This is a genomic window from Kitasatospora sp. NPDC005856 (assembly GCF_040629945.1).
GTDB lineage: Bacteria > Actinomycetota > Actinomycetes > Streptomycetales > Streptomycetaceae > Kitasatospora.
Window position 1 is genome coordinate 1 of the sequence record NZ_JBEXWT010000041.1, and the last position, 21,571, is coordinate 21,571.

13 protein-coding genes and 1 pseudogene are annotated in these 21,571 nt (G+C 72.7%); 3 read left to right on the top strand and 11 right to left on the bottom strand.

Translation table 11 applies throughout. The annotated features are described in order from the left end of the window. The 5 genes and pseudogenes from ABZ449_RS23735 to ABZ449_RS23755 all read right to left on the bottom strand — a co-directional run. Positions 1–283, bottom strand: a pseudogene (locus ABZ449_RS23735) (hypothetical protein); the annotation flags it as partial. Further along, positions 280–1,002 (bottom strand): RNA polymerase sigma factor SigM, encoded by a 723-nt coding sequence (gene sigM, locus ABZ449_RS23740; protein WP_360349379.1) that lies wholly within the window; start codon positions 1,000–1,002, stop codon positions 280–282. The pseudogene ABZ449_RS23735 and the gene sigM, both read right to left, overlap by 4 nt. A gap of 54 nt (positions 1,003–1,056) precedes the next feature. Further along, positions 1,057–3,042: a serine/threonine protein kinase gene (locus ABZ449_RS23745; RefSeq protein WP_360349231.1), complete on the bottom strand. Its 1,986-nt coding sequence runs from the start codon at positions 3,040–3,042 to the stop codon at positions 1,057–1,059. 325 nt (positions 3,043–3,367) lie between these two features. Then, complete coding sequence (gene murJ / locus ABZ449_RS23750) at positions 3,368–5,851, bottom strand: murein biosynthesis integral membrane protein MurJ (RefSeq protein ID WP_360349234.1); 2,484 nt, start codon at positions 5,849–5,851, stop codon at positions 3,368–3,370. A gap of 58 nt (positions 5,852–5,909) precedes the next feature. After that, positions 5,910–8,483, bottom strand: a complete 2,574-nt coding sequence (locus ABZ449_RS23755) for a DUF6049 family protein (protein ID WP_360349237.1) — start codon at positions 8,481–8,483, stop codon at positions 5,910–5,912. 362 nt (positions 8,484–8,845) lie between these two features. Here ABZ449_RS23755 and ABZ449_RS23760 point away from each other — a divergent pair, with 362 nt between their 5' ends. Further along, positions 8,846–10,270, top strand: a complete 1,425-nt coding sequence (locus tag ABZ449_RS23760; RefSeq protein ID WP_360349382.1) for a CCA tRNA nucleotidyltransferase — start codon at positions 8,846–8,848, stop codon at positions 10,268–10,270. 141 nt (positions 10,271–10,411) lie between these two features. Here the strand turns inward: ABZ449_RS23760 and ABZ449_RS23765 are convergent, their stop codons facing one another. The 5 genes from ABZ449_RS23765 to ABZ449_RS23785 form a co-directional block, all read right to left on the bottom strand. Beyond that, complete coding sequence (locus ABZ449_RS23765; RefSeq protein ID WP_360349240.1) at positions 10,412–11,446, bottom strand: hypothetical protein; 1,035 nt, start codon at positions 11,444–11,446, stop codon at positions 10,412–10,414. A 61-nt stretch (positions 11,447–11,507) separates the two neighbouring features. Further along, the gene (locus tag ABZ449_RS23770; protein ID WP_360349243.1) at positions 11,508–12,200 is read right to left on the bottom strand and encodes a hypothetical protein; all 693 of its coding nucleotides are present in this window, start codon (positions 12,198–12,200) and stop codon (positions 11,508–11,510) included. Positions 12,201–12,309: 109 nt separating this feature from the next. Further along, entirely contained in the window at positions 12,310–13,632 is a 1,323-nt protein-coding gene (locus tag ABZ449_RS23775; protein ID WP_360349246.1) for an MFS transporter, read from the bottom strand. A 206-nt stretch (positions 13,633–13,838) separates the two neighbouring features. Continuing rightward, the gene (locus ABZ449_RS23780; RefSeq protein ID WP_360349249.1) at positions 13,839–14,921 is read right to left on the bottom strand and encodes an inositol-3-phosphate synthase; all 1,083 of its coding nucleotides are present in this window, start codon (positions 14,919–14,921) and stop codon (positions 13,839–13,841) included. A 126-nt stretch (positions 14,922–15,047) separates the two neighbouring features. Continuing rightward, complete coding sequence (locus tag ABZ449_RS23785) at positions 15,048–15,746, bottom strand: helix-turn-helix transcriptional regulator (RefSeq protein WP_360349252.1); 699 nt, start codon at positions 15,744–15,746, stop codon at positions 15,048–15,050. A gap of 519 nt (positions 15,747–16,265) precedes the next feature. Between ABZ449_RS23785 and ABZ449_RS23790 the strand changes: the two genes are divergently transcribed. Beyond that, a complete protein-coding gene (locus ABZ449_RS23790; protein WP_360349254.1) occupies positions 16,266–18,740 on the top strand; it encodes a transglycosylase domain-containing protein in 2,475 nt (824 codons plus the stop codon). A 215-nt stretch (positions 18,741–18,955) separates the two neighbouring features. Next, the gene (locus ABZ449_RS23795; protein WP_360349257.1) at positions 18,956–20,533 is read left to right on the top strand and encodes a glycosyltransferase 87 family protein; all 1,578 of its coding nucleotides are present in this window, start codon (positions 18,956–18,958) and stop codon (positions 20,531–20,533) included. 1 nt (position 20,534) lies between these two features. Here ABZ449_RS23795 and ABZ449_RS23800 read toward each other — a convergent pair whose 3' ends face one another. Beyond that, positions 20,535–21,569 carry an alanine racemase gene (locus ABZ449_RS23800; RefSeq protein WP_360349260.1) on the bottom strand — a complete coding sequence of 345 codons (1,035 nt, stop codon included), beginning with the start codon at positions 21,567–21,569 and terminating at the stop codon, positions 20,535–20,537. Positions 21,570–21,571: the final 2 nt, after the last annotated feature.

Consider the following 21,571-nt stretch of genomic DNA (forward strand, 5'->3'; position numbering starts at 1 on the left):
CCTCGCGGTCGCTCCCGGCGGCCTCGGCGGCGGCCGCGGCCAGCGCCGCGTCCAGCCGGGCGGCGACGTCGGCCGGCATCGGCGGGGTCTCCACGTCGCCGAGCAGCGCCTGGACCTCGGCGAGGGCGGCGACGGTCTCCCGGCACTCCGCGCAGCCGTCCAGGTGCCGGCGCAGCGCCCCGACGGTGTCCGGGGCGTCGATCAGACCCTCGGCGAGGTCGGCCAGCTGCTCGACCGGGGGGTGGTCGTCGGCGGGGTCGGGGAAGGAGGGGTGGGCGTTCATCGGGTGCTCGCGTCTCCTTCCAGAACCGTCCGGCCGGTGCTCGGGCCCGTCCCTGTGACGGTGCCGGGGAGCTTCGGGTTCCCCGGGGCGCCCCGGCGCGGCGGGGCCGAGCCGCGGGCGGGCGGTGTTTCACGTGAAACATCCGGCTCGCGCAGGTGCCGGACCAGGGGGAGGAGCCGGGCCCGGCCGCGCGCGCAGCGGCTCTTCACGGTGCCGACCGGAACGCCCAGCAGCTCGGCCGCCTCGGCCACCGGGTAGCCCTGCATGTCGACCAGCACCAGGGCGGCCCGCTGCTCGGCGGGCAGCTCGGCGAGTGCCGCGGTCACCTCGCGGTGCAGCTCGGCCCGGACCACCGGGAAGTCGGCCGGCTCGGCGGTGCCGACCAGGGTGTCCAGCCGCTGGGGGTCGTCGTCGAGCGGGGTGGTGCGGCGGGTGGCGCCGCGCCGGGCGCGGTCCAGGCAGGCGTTCACCACGATCCGGTGCAGCCAGGTGGTGACCGCCGAGCGGCCCTGGAAGCCGGCGGCGGCGCGGAAGGCGGAGACCAGGGCGTCCTGGAGGGCGTCGGCGGCCTCCTCGCGGTCGCCCAGGGTGCGCAGGGCGACCGCCCAGAGCCGGTCGCGGTGGCGGTCCACCAGCAGGCCGAAGGCCGCCGGGTCGCCGGCGACGTGCCGGGCGAGCAGCGCCGCGTCGTCGTCCGTCCGCTCCGCGCCGTCCGTCACTGTCACCCCTCCCTCCCGGCCGCCGGTCCGTCCCGCGTCACCGCGGCCGTCGGATCAGCCGGAGACCTTCACCTCGGCGACGTGGCCGCGGTACTTGCCGTCGGGATCCTTCGTCAGTCCGGTCAGCCAGACCAAGACGTAGCGGGTGGTGACCGGGTTGTCCAGGGTGAAGTCCGCCGCGTTGCCGCTCTTCTTGCCGACCACGGTGTAGTCGGCGAGGGGGGCACGGGTCGGATTGGCCGCGGCCGAGGCGTTCGGCACCCGGAGCTCCGCCGTGTGGCCGCCCCCGGCGAACTGGACGTTCACCGAGCTGACGGGCTGCGGCGAGCCGAGGTCGAGGAGCAGACCGGTGCCCGCCTTGTAGAGGCTGGGGGAGAACTGGTCCTCGTACCACTGGGTGGTCCACTGGGTCTCGATCTTGCCGTCGATGGCGTTGGCCAGGCTGTCCTTGCCCTCGAGGCCCTCGCCCAGCGGGTTGTACGACAGCGCGTCCTTGACGGTGAGCGGCACCGGGTTGTGGGTGCTGGCCTGCGGGCTCGGCGCGGTGCTGGTGGCCGAGGGGAGCGGGGACGCGGTGGCCGGCCCGGTGTGGCGCAGGCTGTCGACGAACTGCCAGGAGGCGACGCCGATCGCCCCCAGCGCGACCGTCCAGGCCGTGGCCTTGACCACCCGGCGCAGCCGCCGCCTGGCGCGCCGGGAGGAGGCCGGGCGGGAGGAGGCGGGCAGCGGGGCGACGGTGGCGTCGGCGACCCGGGTCGGGTTGGGCGCGGTGGGCAGCGCGTGGGTGTTGTGCCGGGGCGGGGCCGGGAAGGCGGGCAGCTCCGGCTCGGGCTGGCGGATCCGGGGCATCTGCGCGATCGCCCGGACCAGCTCCTCCGGCGTGGTGATCGGCTGGGCATGGTGCGGCGGCTGGTCGAACAGGGCCCGCGCGGCGAGCTCGGACAGGCCCTTGTGGACGCCCGCGCGGACCTGGTCCGGCGCGGCGTTCTGGAGCCCCTTGGGCAGGCCCTGGAGGTCGTAGCGGTCCTCCGGGTACGGCCAGCGGTGGGTGAGTGCGGCGAACAGCAGTGCGCCGATCGCCCGGGTGTCCGCCCGCTGGGCTTCCTCGGCGCCCTCGGCGGGCAGCCCGCGCAGGGCGGCGTCCACCGCGATGCCGTTGATCCGGTACTGGCCGCTGTCGGTGCGCAGCACGCAGCGCGGGGTGAGCCGCAGGTGGGCCTGGCCGCGCCGGTGGGCGGCCGCGACGGCGTCGGCGACCTGGCGGACCATCTGGTACGCCTCGTGCGGCTCCATCGGGCCGTTCGCGAGCAGCTTGGCCAGGTCGGAGGAGTGCGGCAGCCACTCCCGGACGACGTAGACCAGCTCGCCCTCGTGGACGGCGTCCAGCACCTGGACGAAGCGCGGGTCGCCGAGCAGGGCGGCGGACTTGGCGGCCGCCACCACCTTGCGGGCCCGCTGGTGGCCGGAGGCCATCAGGTGGACGCCGACGGCCCGGCGCAGCTTCTCGTCGACGGCGCGCCAGCTGCTGAAGGTCTCCGTCTGGGAGATGCACTCCTCCAGCCGGTACCGGTGGCCGATCATGTCGCCGCTGCGGCGCTGCGGGGCGGGGAGGGTGCGCGGGAGGGTGGCGGTGTCGCGCGGGTCGACCGTGGGCTGGGGGTCGGTGGGGCGGCGCGCGGGGCGGGCGGGGTCGGCGGGCTTCTTCCGGGGGGAGCCGGCCGCCAGTTCGGCGCGGAGTTCCTGCACGGAGAGCGGGGCGGTGATCTCCGAGGTCTCCTCACCGGTCGCGGAGCCCGGCTCGGCGACCGGTGCGCCGTCCCCGGGCGCGTCCGCGTCCGCGGTCACGTCCCCGTCCCCGTCCTCGTCGGTGCGCCCGGGGGTGGCGGCAGCGGCGCCGGCGCCCTTGCGGGTGTCAGCGGAGGTGCTGTCGCCGGCGTCCTCCGAGCCCGCGAGCTCGTCGATCGCCGCGGCCAGCGCGGCCTCGTCCGTCGCCGCGTCAGCTGCTGACGTGTCGACGACCGCCTTGGTGCCATCAGCCACCGTGGTCCTGCCTCCCCTTGTGTCGCCCCGGCCTGAGAGAGTCGCTGGAGCCCGAGGGTCGGCGGCCCTGTGCTCCAGGACAATTGTGCCCACTCTTCTCCACCGGGTACGACCGCTGAGACGTCCGCTCGGTTGCACAGGGGTGGAGAGATGTGGTGCAGATCCGACACCTGGTCGCCATCCGGCGGTCGGGCGGACCCGAACCAACCGGTGCCCGAGCACTCGGCCGGACGAGCGGAGGAGCCTCTCGCTCCGGTTGACGCCCGGTCAGGGCGCCCGCTCGTCCGGCCGGTGATCGGACGGTGATCGGACGGTGGTCGGACGGTCAGCGGCCCAGCCGGCCGCGGACCATGCCCAGCATGGCGTTCAGCTCCTCGATCCGCAGGCGCTTCGCGATGAGCACGAAGACCGCCAGCTGGAGTCCGCCGGCCACGACCAGGGCCGCCACGCTGCCCGGCCAGCCGCCGAGCACCTGCTGGACCCCCAGGCTGGCGCCGAGGCCGACCAGGGCGGCCGGGACGCAGGCGGCGGCCAGCCGGCTGTACGTCCGGCCGATCCGCTTGGTGTCCAGTCCGCCGATCCGCTTCTTCAACTTCGGCAGCGCGACCATCACTCCGACGGCGTAGGCGAGGCCGTAGCCGAAGGCGAGGCCGATCACCGTCCACTCGGCGGGCAGCACCAGCCAGCACAGCAGGGCGAAGCCGGCCTGGCAGGCCGCCACCCAGACCGTGTTGGAGAACGGCGTGCGGGTGTCCTCGTAGGCGTAGAAGCCGCGCAGCATCACGTACTGGGCGGAGTACGGGATCAGGCCCAGGGCGAACGCGGAGAGCATCAGACCGACGTTGGTGGCGTCGTTCAGGACGGTGTCGTTGCCGCCGACCGCGTAGATCGCCCGGCCGATCACCGGGCCGAGGGACAGGAACAGGAAGGCCCCCGGGACGACCGCCACCGCGGTGGTCCGCAGACCGTAGGAGATGTCGTCGCGCACCGCGCCGGCGTCCTCGTCGGCCGCCGCCCGGGAGAGCCGGGGAAGCACCGCGCTCATGATCGAGACGGTGATCACGGCCTGCGGGAGCTGCCAGATCAGCAGCGCGTTGGAGAACGCGGCCAGGCCGACGCCGTTGTGGCCGGCCGCCGCCGCGGCGGCGCCCGCCTTGGTGGACAGCTGGGTGATCACCAGGTAGCCGGCCTGGTTGGCGAGCACGAAGAGGAACGTCCACTTGGCCAGCCGGGCGGCCTTGCCCAGGCCGTGGCCGCGCCAGTCGAAGCGGGGCCGGAAGCGGAACTCGGCGGCCCGCAGGTACGGGATCATCGCCAGCGACTGGACGCCCAGACCGATCAGGGTGCCGAGGCCCAGCAGCCGCACGCCCTCCGGGGAGATGCCCTCCGGGGTGACGTGGGTGGTGCCGAATCCGCCGTAGACCCAGATGTAGGCGGAGAAGGTGAAGATCACCACGATGTTGTTCAGGACCGGGGTCCACATCATCGCGCCGAAGCGGCCGCGGGCGTTGAGGATCTGGCCCATCACCACGTGGATGCCCATGAAGAAGATGGTCGGCAGGCAGTAGCGGGCCAGCGCCACCGTGGTGTCGGCGAGCTCCGGGGTGGCCATCATCGGGTGGGCGATCAGCTGCACCAGCACGGGTGCCCCGAGCACGGCCAGGAAGACCACGCCGCCGAGCCCGACCATCACCAGGGTGAGCAGCCGGCTGGCGTACGCGATGCCGCCGTCCTCGTCGTTCTTCATGCTGCGCACCAGCTGCGGCACGAAGACCGCGTTGAGCGCGCCGCCGCCGATCAGGATGTACAGCAGGGTCGGCAGGGTGTTCGCCGCGTTGTACGAGTCACCCATCACGCCGACGCCGATGGCGGCGGTGATCACCATGGTCCGGACGAAGCCGGTGCCGCGGGAGACCAGCGTGCCGGCCGCCATGATCGCGCTGGAGTTCAGCAGGCTGGCGACCTTGCCGCCACCGGCCGGCTTGGCGGGCTCGGCGGGCTCGGCGGCGGGCGCGGCCGCGTGCCGGGCCGCCTGCTCCTCGGTGCGGAGGTCCGCCAGCGGTTCGACCGCCGGGGGCACCGCGACGGCGGCCACCTGCATGGTGGCCTCCTCCTCGGAGAGCGGCGGGTCGAACTCGATCGGCGGCACGAAGTGGTGCTGCCCGCCCGGAGCGCCGCCGTGCTGCGGCTGCCCCGGGTAGCCGACCGGCGGCGGGTACGGCGCGGGGCCGGCCGGCGGGGCGGTCGGCTGGACCGGCTGCGGGGCCGGGGAGGGCTGCGGGACCGGCGGCTGGGCCGCGGCCTGCGCCGGGCGGCCGCCGAACAGGGCGTCCACCCCGACGTACTCGGTGGTCTCGGTGTCCCAGGCGGAGTGCGCCGGGCCCGGCTCCCACTGCGGCCGGGGCTGCTCGACGCCGCCCCAGTGGCCGCCCGCGGGCTGCGCCGGGGCCGGCTCCTGCGGCCAGGCGGCCTGCGCCGGGGCGTCCCAGCCGGGCTGCACCGGCGGCACCGGGGCCGAGAACTGCTCGGTGGCCTGGTACGGGGTCGTCGGCACCGGCGTCGGGTAGCCGCCGCCCTGCGGCGGCAGCTGCGGCGGCACGTCGTACGCGGCGGCCGGCGGCTGGGGCGCGGCGGGCCGACCGGCCCGCAGACCGTACGGGTCCTGGCCGTCCTGCGGGTACCCGTACGCGTCCGCCGCGTACGGGTCCTGGGCGTAGGTGTCGGCCACGTACCAGTCGCCGGACGGCGACTCGGCGCCCGGCCGGCTCTCACCGCGGCCCGGCGGCCGCTCCTCGCTGCGCCCGGTCATGTCACCTCTTCGCTGTCGTGGGGGGAGGCCGGCCCGGCGGTGCGGGGGGTCGGCGGTATCAAGGACCAACCTTCTCATCACTGGCGGCCCGATCCCGGCCATCCGGGCTGCTGCCGCGCGGTGTCTGCGCGGGACCGTCACCCGGGGCGTCGTCCGTCCCGCCCGCCCCGTCCGGTGCCGGGGCCCCGGCGGGATCCGCGGCCGTCCCCGGGGCGGCGTCCTCGGCCGGGCCCCGTGCGGCGTCCTCCGCCGGACCCTGCGCGGTGTCCTCCGCCGGGCTCTGCGCTCCCCCGGTGCCGCCCGCCGCCGGGGCGTCCCCGACCGGCTGGTCGCCGTCCTCGTGCGGCTGCCCGCCGCGCCGCTTGCGCTGGCGCACGAAGCGCAGCGCGGCCAGCAGCAGCAGGACGCCGGCGCCCGCGAAGATGTACAGCACCCCGTTGGTCACCGAGGTCACCTCGACCCTGAACTGCTGCGGCTCGCCGTACGGCCGGGAGTCGGGGCCGGTGGTCCACAGCTGGGCGGTCATCGCGACCGACCCGTTGTTGTGCGCCTCGGCGTTGAAGCGCAGGGTCACGCTCTGCGAGGGCGGGAGGACCAGCTCCTCCTCCTTGCTCACCCGCAGCCGGTTCGGCTGGGCCGAGGTGAGCACCAGCTTCAGGTTGGTGACCGTCTGGGTCAGGTCGTTGCGGACGCTGACCTGGAGCAGACCGGTGTCGCCGGCCAGGGTGACGACGTTCTTCTTCGGCACCTGGACGGCGCCGGTCAGCTCCTTCAGGTACTTCGTGACGCCGGTGCGGTAGGTGCTCCCGGCCGGCGGCAGGCTGCGCCACTCGGTGGACAGCGAGCGGACCATCGCGGCGCTGAACGGGCCGCGCACCCGCTGCGGCAGGGTGAGCACCCGCATCAGGGTGTCCAGGTCGTGCTGGATGTCGTCGGTACGGCTCAGGTCGGCCGCCGGCAGCTCCGAGGCGCGGGCCTGGGTCGGGTAGTCGGTGGGCGCCGGGACGGCGGTGTTGGCCTTCGGGTCGGCCGGGGACTGGGCCACCGCGTCCAGCTTGACCGAGGAGATCCACTTGCCGTCCGCCGTCTGCAGGGCGCCGGCCAGCGCCTTGGCTCCGGCGGCGCTCAGCTCGCGCGGGGGCAGGACCAGCAGTCCGCGCTGGTTCTGCGGCTGCTCGTGGGTGATCGCGAAGGTCTCGGCGAGGAAGCGCTGGGCGGTGTCGGTCTGCGCCTGCGGGCTGCTGAGGTCCCGGTCGAAGAGCGCGGAGACGGTCTCGTCGGCCACCACGGCGCTCTGGCCGCCGCCGATCGGGCGGACCGCGGTCGGGGTGTAGTTGAGCGAGTCCGACTCCGGCATGCTCGCGCCGTTGACCAGCACCAGCCCGCTGCCCGATTGCTGGGCGAGCGAGGCGATCTGCTGGTCGAGGTAGCCCTGGAACGGCCAGGCGACGTCCGAGCGGGTGTCCACCGCGAGCCGTCCCTCGACGGTCAGCCGGCCGGCGGTGGCCGCCTTGCTCAGCGCGGTGGTCATCCCGGCCAGGTCGGAGCCGTTGTGGGCGATCGAGGCGAGGTCCGGGTCCGCGTACGGCAGCGAGACCACCTGGGAGCCCGGCTTGGCGACGGCGGCCCGCAGCTTGTCCAGCCAGGCGACGGCGGCGGCCGAGGCGGGGACCTGGACGGTGTTCTCGTCCTTGGCCGACTTGCCCGACTCCTCGGTGCCCGGCTTCTGCACCCGGTAGGGCTTGGTCATCGCGAGCGCGGCGTCCAGCAGGTCCGGGTCGATCACCCAGGTGAGCCCGTTCAGCTTGGCGCCGGTGTCGACCAGCTCGTACAGCCGGCCGCCCGGGGCGAACTCGGCGGCCAGGCTGTCGTCGCGCAGCACCGACACGGGCTGGTCGTTGCTGTCGGTGGTGGTCTGGGCGGCCAGCACCGGCGCGTGCACCAGCGGCCAGATGGTGGCGACCTTCGTCGGCTGCGCCTCGGCGCCGCCCGGGTTGTACGGCAGGAAGGTCCGAGCGATGCCCAGGGCGCGGTCGCGCGGGTTGTCGGCGGTCCCGCCCCAGGCGTCCACCGCGAGCTCGTACGCGCCGCTCGCGGAGAGCCCGAGGTCGCTCACGGCGACGCTCAGGGTGTACGGCTGGCTCTGCCCCGGGTTCAGCTCCGGCAGGGCGTACTGCGGGCTGTCCAGCTCCACGCCGTCCTTGCCGTCCGGCGTGGAGCGGGCGGCCACGTTGGCCAGGTCGCTGCGCCGGTCCAGCGGCTTGCCGTAGTTCGGCTTGCGGACGGCCGCGTGGGCGCCCTTGACCGCCGACTTGCCGGCGTTGGTGACGCGTCCGGTGATCGTCACGGTGCCACCGGGGGTGGCCACCTGCGGGCTCAGCGTGTCGATGGTCATCACCACCGGGTACTCGGCCGTGGCGGAGGAGTCCCCGGCCGGCCGGACGTTGCCGCCCGCGGGCAGCGCACCGGCCGGGGTGGCCGTGAAGAAGGTCAGGGCGGCCGCGCAGGCGGCGGCCAGGCGCGCACCCGCGCGGCGCGCCCGGCGGGCCGGATGACGCCCCTCGGCGGGGCGCTCGGCCCGTCCAGGCTGTCGGTGCGCCCCCAGGCCCGAGTGCCGTGCCGGCTCACTCACTCGCTTCGCCCTCGCCGTTCTCGATCGTTCGCTGCTGATGCTGTCCGTCCGGCGGTCCGCCCGACGCTCTTCGCTTGACTCGTGGAACTCTTCGCCCGACTCCGTCGCCGCACCGCCGCCGCGGGATTCCGCGGGTGGCGGCGGCGCGCGACACCGCGTCCCCTGTCCGGTGTCCGAGACTCGTCCACCGGCATGGTAACGATGCTGCCTGCGGTGCAGTGTTGCGGGCTGTGGGGTGAGACGCCCAGAACGCGCGGGCGGTTGACCCGCCGGGGCACGTACCCTTGTGAGCCGTGTCCACTGCCAATGAGCCCACCGCGCGCACCGACCGTTCCAGCACCGCCGTCCAGGTCGTACCAGGCCTGAGCGAGGCCCAGACCCTCGGCCTCCAAGAGCTGCTGCGGGTGTCGCCGGTCGCCGACGAGATCGCCCGCCGGTTCCACGCGGCCGGTCACCGGCTGGCGCTGGTCGGCGGGTCCGTCCGGGACGCGCTGCTCGGCCGGCTCGGCAACGACCTGGACTTCACCACCGACGCCCGCCCGCAGCAGGTGCTCAAGCTGGTCAAGGGCTGGGCGGACGCGGTCTGGGACGTCGGCATCGCCTTCGGCACGGTCGGCGCCCGCAAGGACACCCCCGAGGGCTCCTTCCTGATCGAGATCACCACCTACCGCTCCGAGGCGTACGACCGCACCTCGCGCAAGCCCGAGGTCAGCTACGGCGACACCATCGAGGAGGACCTGGTCCGCCGGGACTTCACGGTCAACGCGATGGCCGTCGACCTGCCCGGCCGCGGCTTCGTCGACCCGCACCACGGCCTGGAGGACCTGGAGGCCCGGGTGCTGCGCACCCCCGCCACCCCCGAGGAGTCCTTCTCCGACGACCCGCTGCGGATGATGCGGGCCGCCCGCTTCGCCGCCCAGCTGGACTTCGAACCGGCGCCCGAGGTGGTCGCCGCGATGACCGCGATGGCCGAGCGGATCACCATCGTCTCCGCCGAGCGGGTCCAGGCCGAGCTGAACAAGCTGCTGCTGGCCAAGTACCCGGTGAAGGGCCTGCGGCTGCTGGTCGACACCGGCCTGTGCGGGTACGTGCTGCCCGAGCTGCCCGCGCTGCGGCTGGAGCGGGACGAGCACCACCGGCACAAGGACGTCTACGAGCACTCGCTGACCGTCCTGGAGCAGGCCATCGACCTGGAGCAGGACGGCCCGGACCTCACCCTGCGGCTCGCCGCGCTGCTGCACGACATCGGCAAGCCGCGCACCCGCCGCTTCGAGTCGGACGGCCGGGTCTCCTTCCACCACCACGAGGTGGTCGGCGCCAAGATGACCCGCAAGCGGATGCGGGAGCTCAAGTACTCCAAGGAGCTCACCGAGGAGGTCTCGCGCCTGGTCGAGCTGCACCTGCGCTTCCACGGCTACGGCGGCGGCGAGTGGACCGACTCGGCGGTGCGCCGCTACGTCACCGACGCCGGGCCGCTGCTGGAGCGCCTGCACAAGCTGACCCGCTCCGACTGCACCACCCGCAACAAGAAGAAGGCGGCCGCGCTCTCCCGCACCTACGACGGTCTGGAGACCCGGATCGGTGAGCTGAAGGCGCAGGAGGAGCTGGACGCCGTCCGCCCGGCGCTGGACGGCAACCAGATCATGGAGCTGCTCGGCCTCAAGCCCGGCCCGCAGGTCGGCAAGGCGTACAAGCACATGCTCGAACTCCGGCTGGAGCACGGCCCGTTGGAGCACGACGAGGCGGTCGGGGCGCTGCGGGCCTGGTGGGCCGAGCAGCAGGGCTGAGCAGCGGGGCCGAGCTGAGCCCGGCTCGGGAACCGGTTCCGGGTTCGGGTTCGGGTCCGGCTTCGGGTCCGGGTTCGGTTCCGGAAACGCGAGAGGGGTGGTCCCGGCCTGGCGCCGGGTCCACCCCTCGTCCGTACCGGGCTACTTGAGCTGCTTCAGGCAGAGCACGTAGTCCAGGGCCGGGAGGTTGGGGTGCTTGCTGGTGTACCAGCTGTCCGACTTCGGCTGCTTCTCGCAGACCTTCTCGTCGGAGGTGGCGAGGTACTTGTAGACGATCTTGTACTGCGCCTTGGTGTCGGTACAGGGCACCACGGTGATCTTCGGGTTGGTGTCGGTGGTCTCGCTGGTGCCGTTCGCGTTGCGCAGGCAGTCGCCGGGGTTGGCCGAGTCCACCTTGCTGTCCGAGTCGGTCGGGGTGGCGACCGGCGGGAGCGTCAGCGTCGGGACCGGCAGCGTGAAGGTCGGCGAGGGGATGACCGGGGTCGTGGAGGTCGGCCTCGGCAGCGGCGTGGGCGAGAAGGTCAGCGTGGTGGAGGTCGGCGTCGGGTAGGCGACCGGGTCGTTCTTCTTCGGGCCGAGCACCCCGCTCGCGGCCAGGGCCACGGTGACCGCCAGCGAGACCGGCACCAGCAGCATCGCGAGGTGCGGCCGGCTGGTCAGCGGGACGCCCGGGTTCAGCTGGGGGCCGTGGCTGCCCGGGACGGGCGGCGGCAGCTGCTTGAACTTGTTGTGCGGGCCGAGGTTCAGCAGCAGCGTGATCGGGGTCAGCAGCCAGGACACCAGGCTCCACCAGCCCTGGACCAGCGTCCGGGCCGACATGTCGCGCACCGTCGCCGTTCCGCAGGTGCGGCAGAACGGGCCGGTCATCCGCAGCATCCGGTAGGCGATGATCAGGCCCTGGTGGCCGCGGACGGTGGCGTCCACCGCCGGGTAGCCGCCGCAGAACCGGCAGGTGGTCCCGTCCGTCGGCGCCGGCGGGTACCCGTACCCGTAGCCGCCCGCCGGCGGCTGGGCGCCGTACGGCTGCTCGGGCGGCGGGGCGCCCGGGTAGCCGTAGCCGGGTGGCGGCGGGGGGCTCGGGTAGCCGTACCCGGCCGGCGGCGGTGGGGGCGGGGCGCCGTAGGAGCCGCCGGAGGCGTACGGGTTGCCGTCGCCCGGTGGCGGGCCGTACGGCATCTGGGGCGGAGGCGGAGGCGGAGCGGACAAGGAGGTCCCCCGGGAAGGAGAGCGGAAGAGTTCAGGACTTCTTCACCGGCGGGACGCCGGTGGTGGCGGGCGCCAGCGGGCCGAGGCAGAGCACGTACCGCTTCTTGTTCCAGCGGCGGCCGCTCTTGCCCGAGACCACGCTCGTGGTCTGCGGCGTCTGCTTGCAGCGGGTCATGTCCGTGGTGCCCTCGAACTTCGCGAGGACGCGGTAATTCGCCTTGCTGTCAGTGCACTTGACGATCTCGACATCGCGGGATCCGCTCGCCTTCACGCAGTCGCCGGGCTTGGCGCTGCTGACGCTCGGCCCGGCCACGAAGTAGCCCACGGCCAGCGCCAGGCAGCCGCCGACCACGCCGACGATCCGCAGCTTGGAGCGGATGCCGCGCTTGGCGGCCGGCGCGGGCGGCCCCGCCGGGGCGGGCTGGGGCGGGCCGTAGGGGCCGGCGGGCGGCTGCTGCCCGTACGGTCCGGGGGCCGGCTGTCCGTACGGCTGCTGACCGTAGGGCTGAGCGGGCGGCTGCTGCCCGTACGGCTGCTGGCCGTAGGCGGGCGGCTGTCCGTACCCGGGCGGCGGGCCGTAGCCGGGCGGGGCCGGCGGCGCGGGCTGCCCGTAGCCCGGCGGCGGTCCGTAGGGCGCGGCCGGCGGGGGCACGGGTGCCCCGTACGGCGTCCCGACGGGTGGCCCGACCGGGGCCTGGCCGTACGGATTCGGCGGTGTGCTCATCAGTTCGTCCCCCGAAACAGAGTTCTGTCGATCCGACAGGTTCGAGTACCTTAGCGAGTCCGTCGGACGCCTTCGGCCACGAGCCCCGGAGGTGGCCCAGGAGGCCTGGTCACCGGGGGAGCGGGCTCCGGCGGGCGGCGCGCAGGTAGAGGACCGCCGTCAGTGCGTATACCCCGGCGACCCCCAGCACCACCGCGACCGAGCGGCCGGACAGCGGCAGCACCAGCGCCGTGACCAGGGCGGCGGCCACGAAGGCCACGTTGAACAGCACGTCGTAGATGGCGAAGACCCGGCCGCGGTACTCGTCCTCCACCGACTCCTGCACCACCGTGTCGGCGCAGATCTTGGTGCCCTGGGTGACCACCCCGAGCAGCAGGGCGGCGAGCAGGCAGGGCACCAGCGAGAAACTCAGGCCCAGGGCGGGGACGAAGACCACCGGGGCGACCAGACAGGCCGTCATCCATCCGGCCAGGCCCAGCCGGCGGGTGCACCAGGGGCTGACCAGCGCGGCGACGAAGAACCCGGCGGCGGACAGGCCCACCGCCTGGCCGAGGGTGACCAGCCCGGCCGCGCTGTCGGTCGGGTCGTTGAAGGTGTACCGGGCGAGCATCACCACCACCACGATCAGCACGCCGTAGCAGAACCGGGCCGCGGTGACCGCGGCCAGCGCGTGCACGGCGGGCCGGCAGTCCCGCACCAGGTGGCGCACCGCGGCGGCGAGTTCGAGGGCGGCCCGGACCAGCGCCTGGCCGATCCCCGGGCGGTCCTCGTGCTGCTCCGGGCCGAGCAGGTCGCGGTCCATCCGCCGGGCGGCCAGCGCGGCCGACAGGTAGAGCAGTGCGGCCACCGTGACCAGGGCGGCGTCGGCCGTCGGCCCGGGAGCCATCAGCTGGTGCAGCGCGAAGCCGATGCCCCCGCCCGAGGCGGCGGCGACCGTCCCGAGGGTGGGGGAGAGGGCGTTGGCGGTGACCAGCTGGTCCTGCTCCACCACCCGGGGCAGGGCGGCGGACAGCCCGGCCAGGATGAACCGGTTGAGCGCGGTGACCAGCAGGGCCGAGGCGAAGAACAGCCAGGTCGGCGCCTGCGCCAGCAGCAGCGCGCCGGTGCCCAGGCCCAGCACGAAGCGGGCCAGGTTGCCGAAGTAGAGCACCTGGCGGCGGCGCCAGCGGTCCAGCAGCACGCCGGCGAACGGGCCGATCACCGAGAACGGCAGCAGCATCACGGCCAGCACCGAGGCGATGTCGGCGGGGGAGGACTGCTTCTCCGGGGAGAACACCACGTACGCGGCGAGCGAGACCTGGAAGACGCCGTCCGAGAGCTGGGAGAGCACCCGGGCGGTCAGCAGCCGCCGGAAGTCGCGGCCCTTCAACAGGTCGAGGAGCGTGGCGCGGTGCGCGGACTGGTGGGTGCTGCCGTCATCGGTGATCGCCACCCGCCCAGAGTGCCATGGAACCGGTCACCGTTTCACGTGAAACATCGGCCGCGAAAAAGTGAAGGGTCCACGATCCGTGGACCGTGGACCCTTCCTACGGGCTGCGCGAGCCCCGGGCGGTCAGGCGCTCAGCGCTCCGTGCCCGACAGTCGCGAACCTCGCTGCGCTCAGCGCTCGGTACCCGACAGTCGCGAACCTCGCTGCGCTCAGCGCTCGACCTCGCCGCGGATGAACTTCTCGACGTTCTCGCGGGCCTCGTCGTCGAAGTACTGCACCGGCGGGGACTTCATGAAGTACGAGGAGGCCGACAGGATCGGGCCACCGATGCCGCGGTCCTTGGCGATCTTCGCGGCGCGCACGGCGTCGATGATGACACCGGCGGAGTTCGGGGAGTCCCAGACCTCCAGCTTGTACTCCAGGTTCAGCGGGACGTCGCCGAAGGCCTTGCCCTCCAGGCGGACGTAGGCCCACTTGCGGTCGTCCAGCCAGGCCACGTAGTCCGAGGGGCCGATGTGGACGTTCTTGGAGCCCAGCTCGCGGTCGCGGATCTGCGAGGTGACGGCCTGGGTCTTGGAGATCTTCTTGGACTCCAGGCGCTCGCGCTCGAGCATGTTCTTGAAGTCCATGTTGCCGCCGACGTTCAGCTGCATGGTGCGCTCGAGGATGACACCGCGGTCCTCGAACAGCTTGGCCATCACGCGGTGCGTGATGGTCGCGCCGACCTGGGACTTGATGTCGTCACCGACGATCGGCACGCCGGCCTCGGTGAACTTGTCCGCCCACTCCTTGGTGCCCGCGATGAACACCGGCAGGGCGTTCACGAAGGCGACCTTGGCGTCGATGGCGCACTGGGCGTAGAACTTGGCCGCGTCCTCGGAACCGACGGGCAGGTAGCAGACCAGGACGTCGACCTGCTGGTCCTTGAGGACCTGGACGACGTCGACCGGCGCCTCGTCGGACTCCTCGATGGTCTCCAGGTAGTACTTGCCCAGGCCGTCGAGGGTGTGGCCGCGCTGGACGGTCACGCCGGTCGGCGGCACGTCGCAGATCTTGATGGTGTTGTTCTCGCTGTTGCCGATGGCGTCGGCCAGGTCGAAGCCGACCTTCTTGGCGTCGACGTCGAAGGCGGCGACGAACTCCACGTCACGGACGTGGTAGTCACCGAACTGGACGTGCATCAGGCCGGGGACCTTGCCGGCCGGGTCGGCGTCCTTGTAGTACTCGACACCCTGCACCAGCGACGCGGCGCAGTTGCCCACACCGACGATGGCTACGCGAACCGAACCCATTCCGGTTGCTCCCTGTGATCTCATGAGGCCCGCCGGGGTAGGCGGAACTCGTCCTGCTTCTTCGATGACTGCATGTACGGGCGCGAGGCGCCCGATCCTGCCGCGCGGCACAGGGCTGGCGCGGTGTCAGCGCTCCTGGGCGGAGCGCCCCGGTCGGTCGTACGGCGGCCCGGAGGGGTCCTGGGACCCGGTCTCCTGGCCACGGCCGTCCGAAGTCTTGTGGGGGCCGGCGGTACCGCCGCCGGCGTCGGGGCCGGATCGGCCGGTGCGGTTGGACCGCTCGGTCTCGATCAGCTCGTTGAGCCAGCGGACCTCGCGCTCCACGGACTCCAGTCCGTGCCGCTGGAGTTCGACGGTGTAGTCGTCGAACCGCTCGCGGGCGCGGGCCAGCGAGCTGCGCATGCGCTCCAGCCGCTCCTCCAGCCGGCTGCGGCGTCCTTCCAGGACGCGCATCCGCACGGCCCGGTCGGTCTGGCCGAAGAAGGCGAAGTGCACGCCGAAGTGCTCGTCCTCCCAGGCGTCCGGGCCGGAGTCGGCGAGCAGCTCCTCGAAGCGCTGCTTCCCCTCCGCGGAGAGCCGGTAGACGATCTTGGACCGCTTGCCGTTGAGCGCGGTGGCCGGGACGTACTCGACGTCGGGGTTGTCCTCGACCAGGAAGCCCTGGGCGACCAGGCTCTTCAGGCAGGGGTAGAGCGTCCCGTAGGAGAGCGCCCGGAACGTGCCGAGCAGGATGTTCAGCCGCTTGCGCAGCTCGTAACCGTGCATCGGGGCGTCGTGGAGCAGTCCGAGGACGGCGAACTCCAGCACGCCTGAGCGTCTGCCCATGGCCGTCCTCCTCCTCCCTCTCGGCGTTCCGTCCGGCCGTCGCATCCGGCGGTATTCCGCTTCGATGTATCGGCTCGATATATCGAGAACAGTAAACCCGGCCCTCGGAACGGGCAAGGGGGGCACGCGTGAATGTGATCACAAGCCGACGCGCGGGTGAGCTTGGCAACGGGCGTGTAATGATCTGTTGCCGTTTTGCGGGCATTGGCAACTGATGTCCGATTAGTTGTATTTCCGTGCTGCGTACGCTGTCGCGTGTGCACGAGGACCACCTCCGGGATCAGGGCGGTTTGCGGGCATCGGACGTGAACCCTGCCTTCAGGCTGGAAACGCCTGGCGAGGAGTGGCTGGAAGATGAGCGAACGACGGCGAAGGACGCCCGACCCGGGCGGTGACGGGCAGCAGCCCCCGGGAGGCGGCGGCCGTCGGGGCGGTGGGCCGGGGCCCGATGAGCTGCGCTCGGACGGCGTCGGCCGGGGCCGCCCCTCGGGGGTCAGGGAGACCGCACAGCAACCCCGGATGACCCGTGCGGAGATGCGCAAGGCTGCCCAGAAGAAGGGCAAGGGTGGCGGCGGCCGGCGCGGTGACGCCGCGGCAGCCGCCGCGGCCGCCGGCCCCGGCAAGAAGCGGTTCATCGACTACCCGCGGTTCGGCAAGACCGGCGTCCGGCGCTGGCTGCCGTCCTGGAAGCAGTGGCTGAGCGGCTTCCTGCTGGTCTTCGGCTGCTTCGTGGGCCTGGTGTTCTACCTGTACCAGACCACCAAGGTCCCGGAGCTGAACGACCTGGTGCAGAACCAGAACACGATCTACTACTGGGCCGACAACACGGAGATGACCCGCAAGGGGCAGACCAACCGTCAGATCGTCGACCTCAAGGACATCAGTCCCAATCTCCAGAACGCCGTCATCGCCGCGGAGAACAAGACCTTCAAGACCGACAGCGGCATCGACCCCAAGGGCATGCTCCGCGCGGTCTACAACATGGCCAAGGGGGGTGAGACCCAGGGCGCCTCGACGATCACCCAGCAGTACGTGAAGAACGCCTACCTGAGCCAGGAGCAGACCCTCAGCCGCAAGGTGAAGGAGTTCTTCATCACGCTGAAGATCAACCAGGACAAGGGCAAGGAGGAGATCCTCACCGGCTACCTGAACACCAGCTGGTTCGGCCGCGGTGCGAACGGCGCCCAGGCGGCCGCCCAGGCGTACTACGGGGTGGACGCCAAGGACCTCAACGTCTGCCAGAGCGCCATGCTGGCCGGACTGCTCAAGGGCGCGACGTACTACGACCCCACCAACCCGGCCAACAAGGAGCGGGCGCAGGGCCGGTGGAACTGGATCCTGGACCAGATGGTGGACACCAAGGCCATCACCCCGGACGAGCGCGCCAAGTGCAACGCGTTCCCGGACCCGATCCCGCAGAAGCCCAGCTCCAACATGAACGGTGAGATCAGCTACCTGGTCGACACCGCCAACAAGTACGTGATGGCCACCGACAAGACGATCACTCAGCAGATGATCGACCGGGGCGGCCTGAAGATCTACACCACCTTCGAGAAGGACAAGGTCGACGCCCTGAAGAAGGCCGTCGACGACGTCAAGGCGGAGAACCTCAACCCGCAGAAGCGGCCGGACAACGACACCAACATCCAGTTCGGCTCCGCCAGCATCCGCCCCGGCGACGGCGCGATCGTCGCCCTCTACGGCGGTGACGGCGTGGAGAACGGCCACTTCGACAACAACGCCGACGCCACCGGCGTCCAGGTCGGCTCGACCTTCAAGCCCTTCGTGCTGGCCACCGCGATGCAGGTCGGCGTGCAGACCGCGAAGGACGACAAGGGCAAGCCGAAGCGGATCAACGCCGACAGCCGCTACCTGGCCGACGACATGTCCGAGATCCGCAAGCCGGACGGCTCGCTGGTGATCGGCGACGACGGCAAGCCGTACCGGCAGAAGAACGAGGACTCCGGCAAGCGCGGCTACGTCTCGCTGCGGCAGTCGATGCAGTTCTCGTACAACGTGCCCTTCGTCCAGCTCAACCAGGACGTCGGCGGCCAGAACGTGGCCGACATCGCGGTGCAGATGGGCATCAAGAAGGAGAGCCTCGCCGATCCGAAGACGGCGACCTTCCCGCTCGGCACCTCCACCATCAGCCCGATCCGGATGGCCACCGCCTACGGCACCCTGGCGGCCAGCGGCAAGGAGGCCGAGCCGTACTCGGTCACCAAGGTCGAGGTGAGCGGCGTGGAGCGCCCCGGCTTCGGCAAGAAGGAGCTCAAGGTCGCCCTGGAGCCGGCCGTCGCCGACAACGTCACCGACGTGCTGGTGAACGTGGCCGTGAACGGCACCGGCAAGAAGACGAAGGACCTGGGCCGCCCGGTGGCCGGCAAGACCGGTACCACCGACCAGAACAAGTCGGCCTGGTGGGTCGGCTACACCCCGCAGCTGGTGACCAGCGTGGCGATGTGGCGCGAGGACCCGACCAAGCACGAGCGGCAGTCGCTCAACGGCACCGGCGGCAAGGAGTCCATCCACGGTGGTGACATCCCGACCGACGTCTTCACCCGGTACATGAGGGCCGCGCTGGCCAACGAGAAGAAGATGGACTTCCCGACCCCGCAGCCGGTGGGCACCGAGGTGGACTCCTCCGGTGCGCCGTCCACGGCCACCGCGGCGGCCACGCCGACCACGACCGACACCCCGTCGGCGCCGGTGCAGCCCCAGTCGCAGGCGCCGCAGCCGCCGGTGCAGCCGCAGCCCACCCAGACCTGCGTGCCCGGTGTGGACTGCCCCGGTGACCAGCCGAGCCCGTCGAACAGCAGGAACCCGCACCCGGGCAACAGCTGTCTGCCGCTGGTCGGCTGCCCGACGCAGCCCCCGGGACCGACGGACAGCGCGACGCCGGGCGGCGGCGGCAAGCCGGGCGGGGGCGGCGGCAAGCCGACGCCGAGCAGCACCGGCGGCGGTGGCCAGCAGGGCGTCACGGCCGGGCAGTAGCCCGGGCCCGGCGGAAACCGGAACGGCGGTGGCGGTCCTCCTCGGAGGGCCGCCACCGCCGTTCTCGTCTGCCGTACCGCCGCTTTTCGTCCTGATCGCCGCCGTCTCCGGCACGGCCGTCCCGCTGCGGTCGGCCCTCCGCCCGCCGCGCGGGGACGGGGACCGTTGCGGGGTCCTCCTCGTCCCGGCGGGACCGGTGCGGCAGGATGTCCGGCATGACGTCGAGCGATCGTGACGAAACCGCCGGCCCGGTCGGGTCCGGCGCCGCCGCAGGGCCCCTCCCGGCAGCCGTCGCCACGGCCGCGCCACCGGTCAACACCGTGGTCGTCCCGGCCGACGAGGACCCGGTGGCGGCGGCCGGCAGCGAGGTGTTCGGCGGGCCCCCGGGCCGCCGGGCGCTGCTCGGGGTCTCCTGGTGGATCCCGGCGCGCTTCCTGGCGCTCGCGGTGATCGTGGTGTCGGTGCTCGGCATGGTGCAGAAGCTGCCCTGCTACGAGCAGGCCTGGTTCCAGCCGGGCTCGCCGCAGTACATCCACGCCTGTTACAGCGACGTCCCGCACCTGTTCTCCGGACGCGGCTTCGCGGCCGGGCTGCACCCGTACGTGGACCGCATCCCCGGTTCCTCGGGCGATCTCCAGTACCTCGAGTACCCGGTGCTGACCGGCCTGTTCATGCAGGTCGCGGCCTGGCTGACGCCCGGCGGCGGGAACCAGCAGAGCCAGGAGCAGTGGTTCTGGGCGATCAACGCCGGGATGCTGATGGCCTGCGCGGTGGTCGTCGCGGTGGCGCTCTCGCGCACCCACCGGCGCCGTCCGTGGGACGCGCTGCTGTTCGCGCTCGCCCCGGTCCTGCTGCTCAACGGCACCGTGAACTGGGACCTGCTCGCGGTCGCCCTGGCCGCCGTGGCGATGGCCTGGTGGGCCGGCGCCCGGCCGGGCTGGGCCGGCGTCTTCATCGGCCTGGCCACCGCGGCCAAGCTCTATCCGCTGCTGCTGATCGGCCCGCTGCTGGTGCTCTGCTGGCGGGCCGGGAAGTGGCGCGAGTTCCGGGTGATGCTGGGCGGCGCGGTCGGCGCCTGGCTGGTGGTCAACCTGCCGATCATGCTGGCCAACTGGCGGGGCTGGTCGACCTTCTACGTGTTCAGCAAGCACCGCGGCGAGGACTACGGCTCGTTCTGGCTGATCCTGATGCAGCGCCGCGGCGCCGGACTGGCCTCCCTCGACGTCTACATCGGCGTGCTGATGGTGCTGGGCTGCCTGGCCATAGCGTGGCTCGGCTTCTCGGCCCCGCGCCGGCCGCGCTTCGCCCAGCTGGCCTTCCTGGTGGTCGCGCTGTTCGTGCTGGTCAACAAGGTGTACTCGCCGCAGTACGCGCTCTGGCTGCTGCCGCTCGCGGTGCTGGCCCGGCCGCGCTGGCGGGACTTCCTGATCTGGCAGGCCTGCGAGGTGCTCTACACCCTGGGCATCTGGTCCCACCTGGCCCTGGTCACCGGCACCAAGCAGCACGGGATCGGCGAGGGCTGGTACCACTTCGCGATCGGGCTGCACCTGCTGGGCACGCTCTACCTGGTCGTCCTGGTGGTCCGCGACGTCCTCCACCCGGACCACGACCCGGTCCGCTGGGACGGCAGCGACGACCCCTCCGGCGGGGTGCTGGACCACGCCCCGGACGTGTCCGTGCTGGGCACCGCCCGCCGGCTGCGCGAGGAGGAGACCTACGCCGCGTACGCGCCGGCCGGCCCCGGGCAGTGGCTCGACGAGCGCGAACTGCCGGAGCCGGCCGAGAAGCCGTAGCTCAGCGGTCCACCACGCGGTCGAAGTGCGTGGTGGTGTGCCGGACCTGGAGACCGAGCTCCTCGCCGATCGCCGGGGGCTTGGTCTCCCCGTCCAGGAACAGCAGCGAGACCTGCATGTGCGGCGGCTCGGCGAACCACAGCTGCTTGCCGGCCCAGTGGAACGGCGACTTGGTCTTGTTGACGGTCGCCAGACCGGCCCGGGCGATGCCCTTGGCGCGCGCCCCCATGCTCTGGACGTACTTGGGCGCCTCCAGGCCGATGCCGTGCGCGGTGCCGCCGGCGACCACCAGGATGTGGCCGTCGCCGGGCGCCGGGTGCTGGCGGTAGCCGTAGCGCTCGCCCTTCTGCAGCCGGGTGACGTCCAGGACGGTGGCCCGGACCTCCAGCGCGGCGTGGTCGCCCAGCCAGAGCCGGGTGCCGATCCGCGCCCGGAAGACCGTCTGCGGGTAGCGCTGGGCCAGCTGGTCCATGCCGGCCGCGCCGAGGTGGCTGACGAACACCGTGTGCACCGGGATGCCGGCCGCCCGGGCGGTGTCCACCCAGTACGCGACCTCCTCGACCGGGCTGGAGCCGTCCGGCCGGTCCATCGGCAGGTGCAGCGCCAGGCCCTCGAAGCTCACGCCCTCCAGTTCGGCGGCGACGGTGCGCAGGTCGTCCGCGCTCACGCCGTGCCGGCGCATGGTGGTCATGCACTCCAGCACCACCCGGGCGCCGTGCAGCGCGCGCAGCCCGTCCACGCTGGCCACCGTCCGGATCACCCGGGCGTGCGGCAGCGGCAGCGCCTCCTCGCCGACCCGGTACGGGGTGAGCACCAGCAGCTCGCCGCCGTACCACTCGGCGGCGTCGGCCGCCTCGTACGCGGTACCGACGGCGAGCACCCCGGTGCCCAGCAGCGTCGCCTCCTCGGCCAGCCGGTGGTTGCCCAGGCCGTAGCCGTTCCCCTTGGCGACCGGAACCAGGCCGGGGAACTCGGCGAGGACGGAGCGCTGGTGGGTGCGCCAGCGTTCGGTGTCGAGGTAGAGCGACAGCGTCATCG

What these genes read in the sequence shown, in the direction of transcription:
- ABZ449_RS23770 (WP_360349243.1), bottom strand. Translation starts at nt 12,200, where the DNA reads ATGAGCACACCGCCGAATCCGTACGGCCAGGCCCCGGTCGGGCCACCC.
- ABZ449_RS23800 (WP_360349260.1), bottom strand. Translation starts at nt 21,569, where the DNA reads ATGACGCTGTCGCTCTACCTCGACACCGAACGCTGGCGCACCCACCAG.
- ABZ449_RS23790 (WP_360349254.1), top strand. Translation starts at nt 16,266, where the DNA reads ATGACCCGTGCGGAGATGCGCAAGGCTGCCCAGAAGAAGGGCAAGGGT.
- ABZ449_RS23785 (WP_360349252.1), bottom strand. Translation starts at nt 15,746, where the DNA reads ATGGGCAGACGCTCAGGCGTGCTGGAGTTCGCCGTCCTCGGACTGCTC.
- ABZ449_RS23780 (WP_360349249.1), bottom strand. Translation starts at nt 14,921, where the DNA reads ATGGGTTCGGTTCGCGTAGCCATCGTCGGTGTGGGCAACTGCGCCGCG.
- ABZ449_RS23795 (WP_360349257.1), top strand. Translation starts at nt 18,956, where the DNA reads ATGACGTCGAGCGATCGTGACGAAACCGCCGGCCCGGTCGGGTCCGGC.
- ABZ449_RS23765 (WP_360349240.1), bottom strand. Translation starts at nt 11,446, where the DNA reads ATGCCGTACGGCCCGCCACCGGGCGACGGCAACCCGTACGCCTCCGGC.
- murJ (WP_360349234.1), bottom strand. Translation starts at nt 5,851, where the DNA reads ATGACCGGGCGCAGCGAGGAGCGGCCGCCGGGCCGCGGTGAGAGCCGG.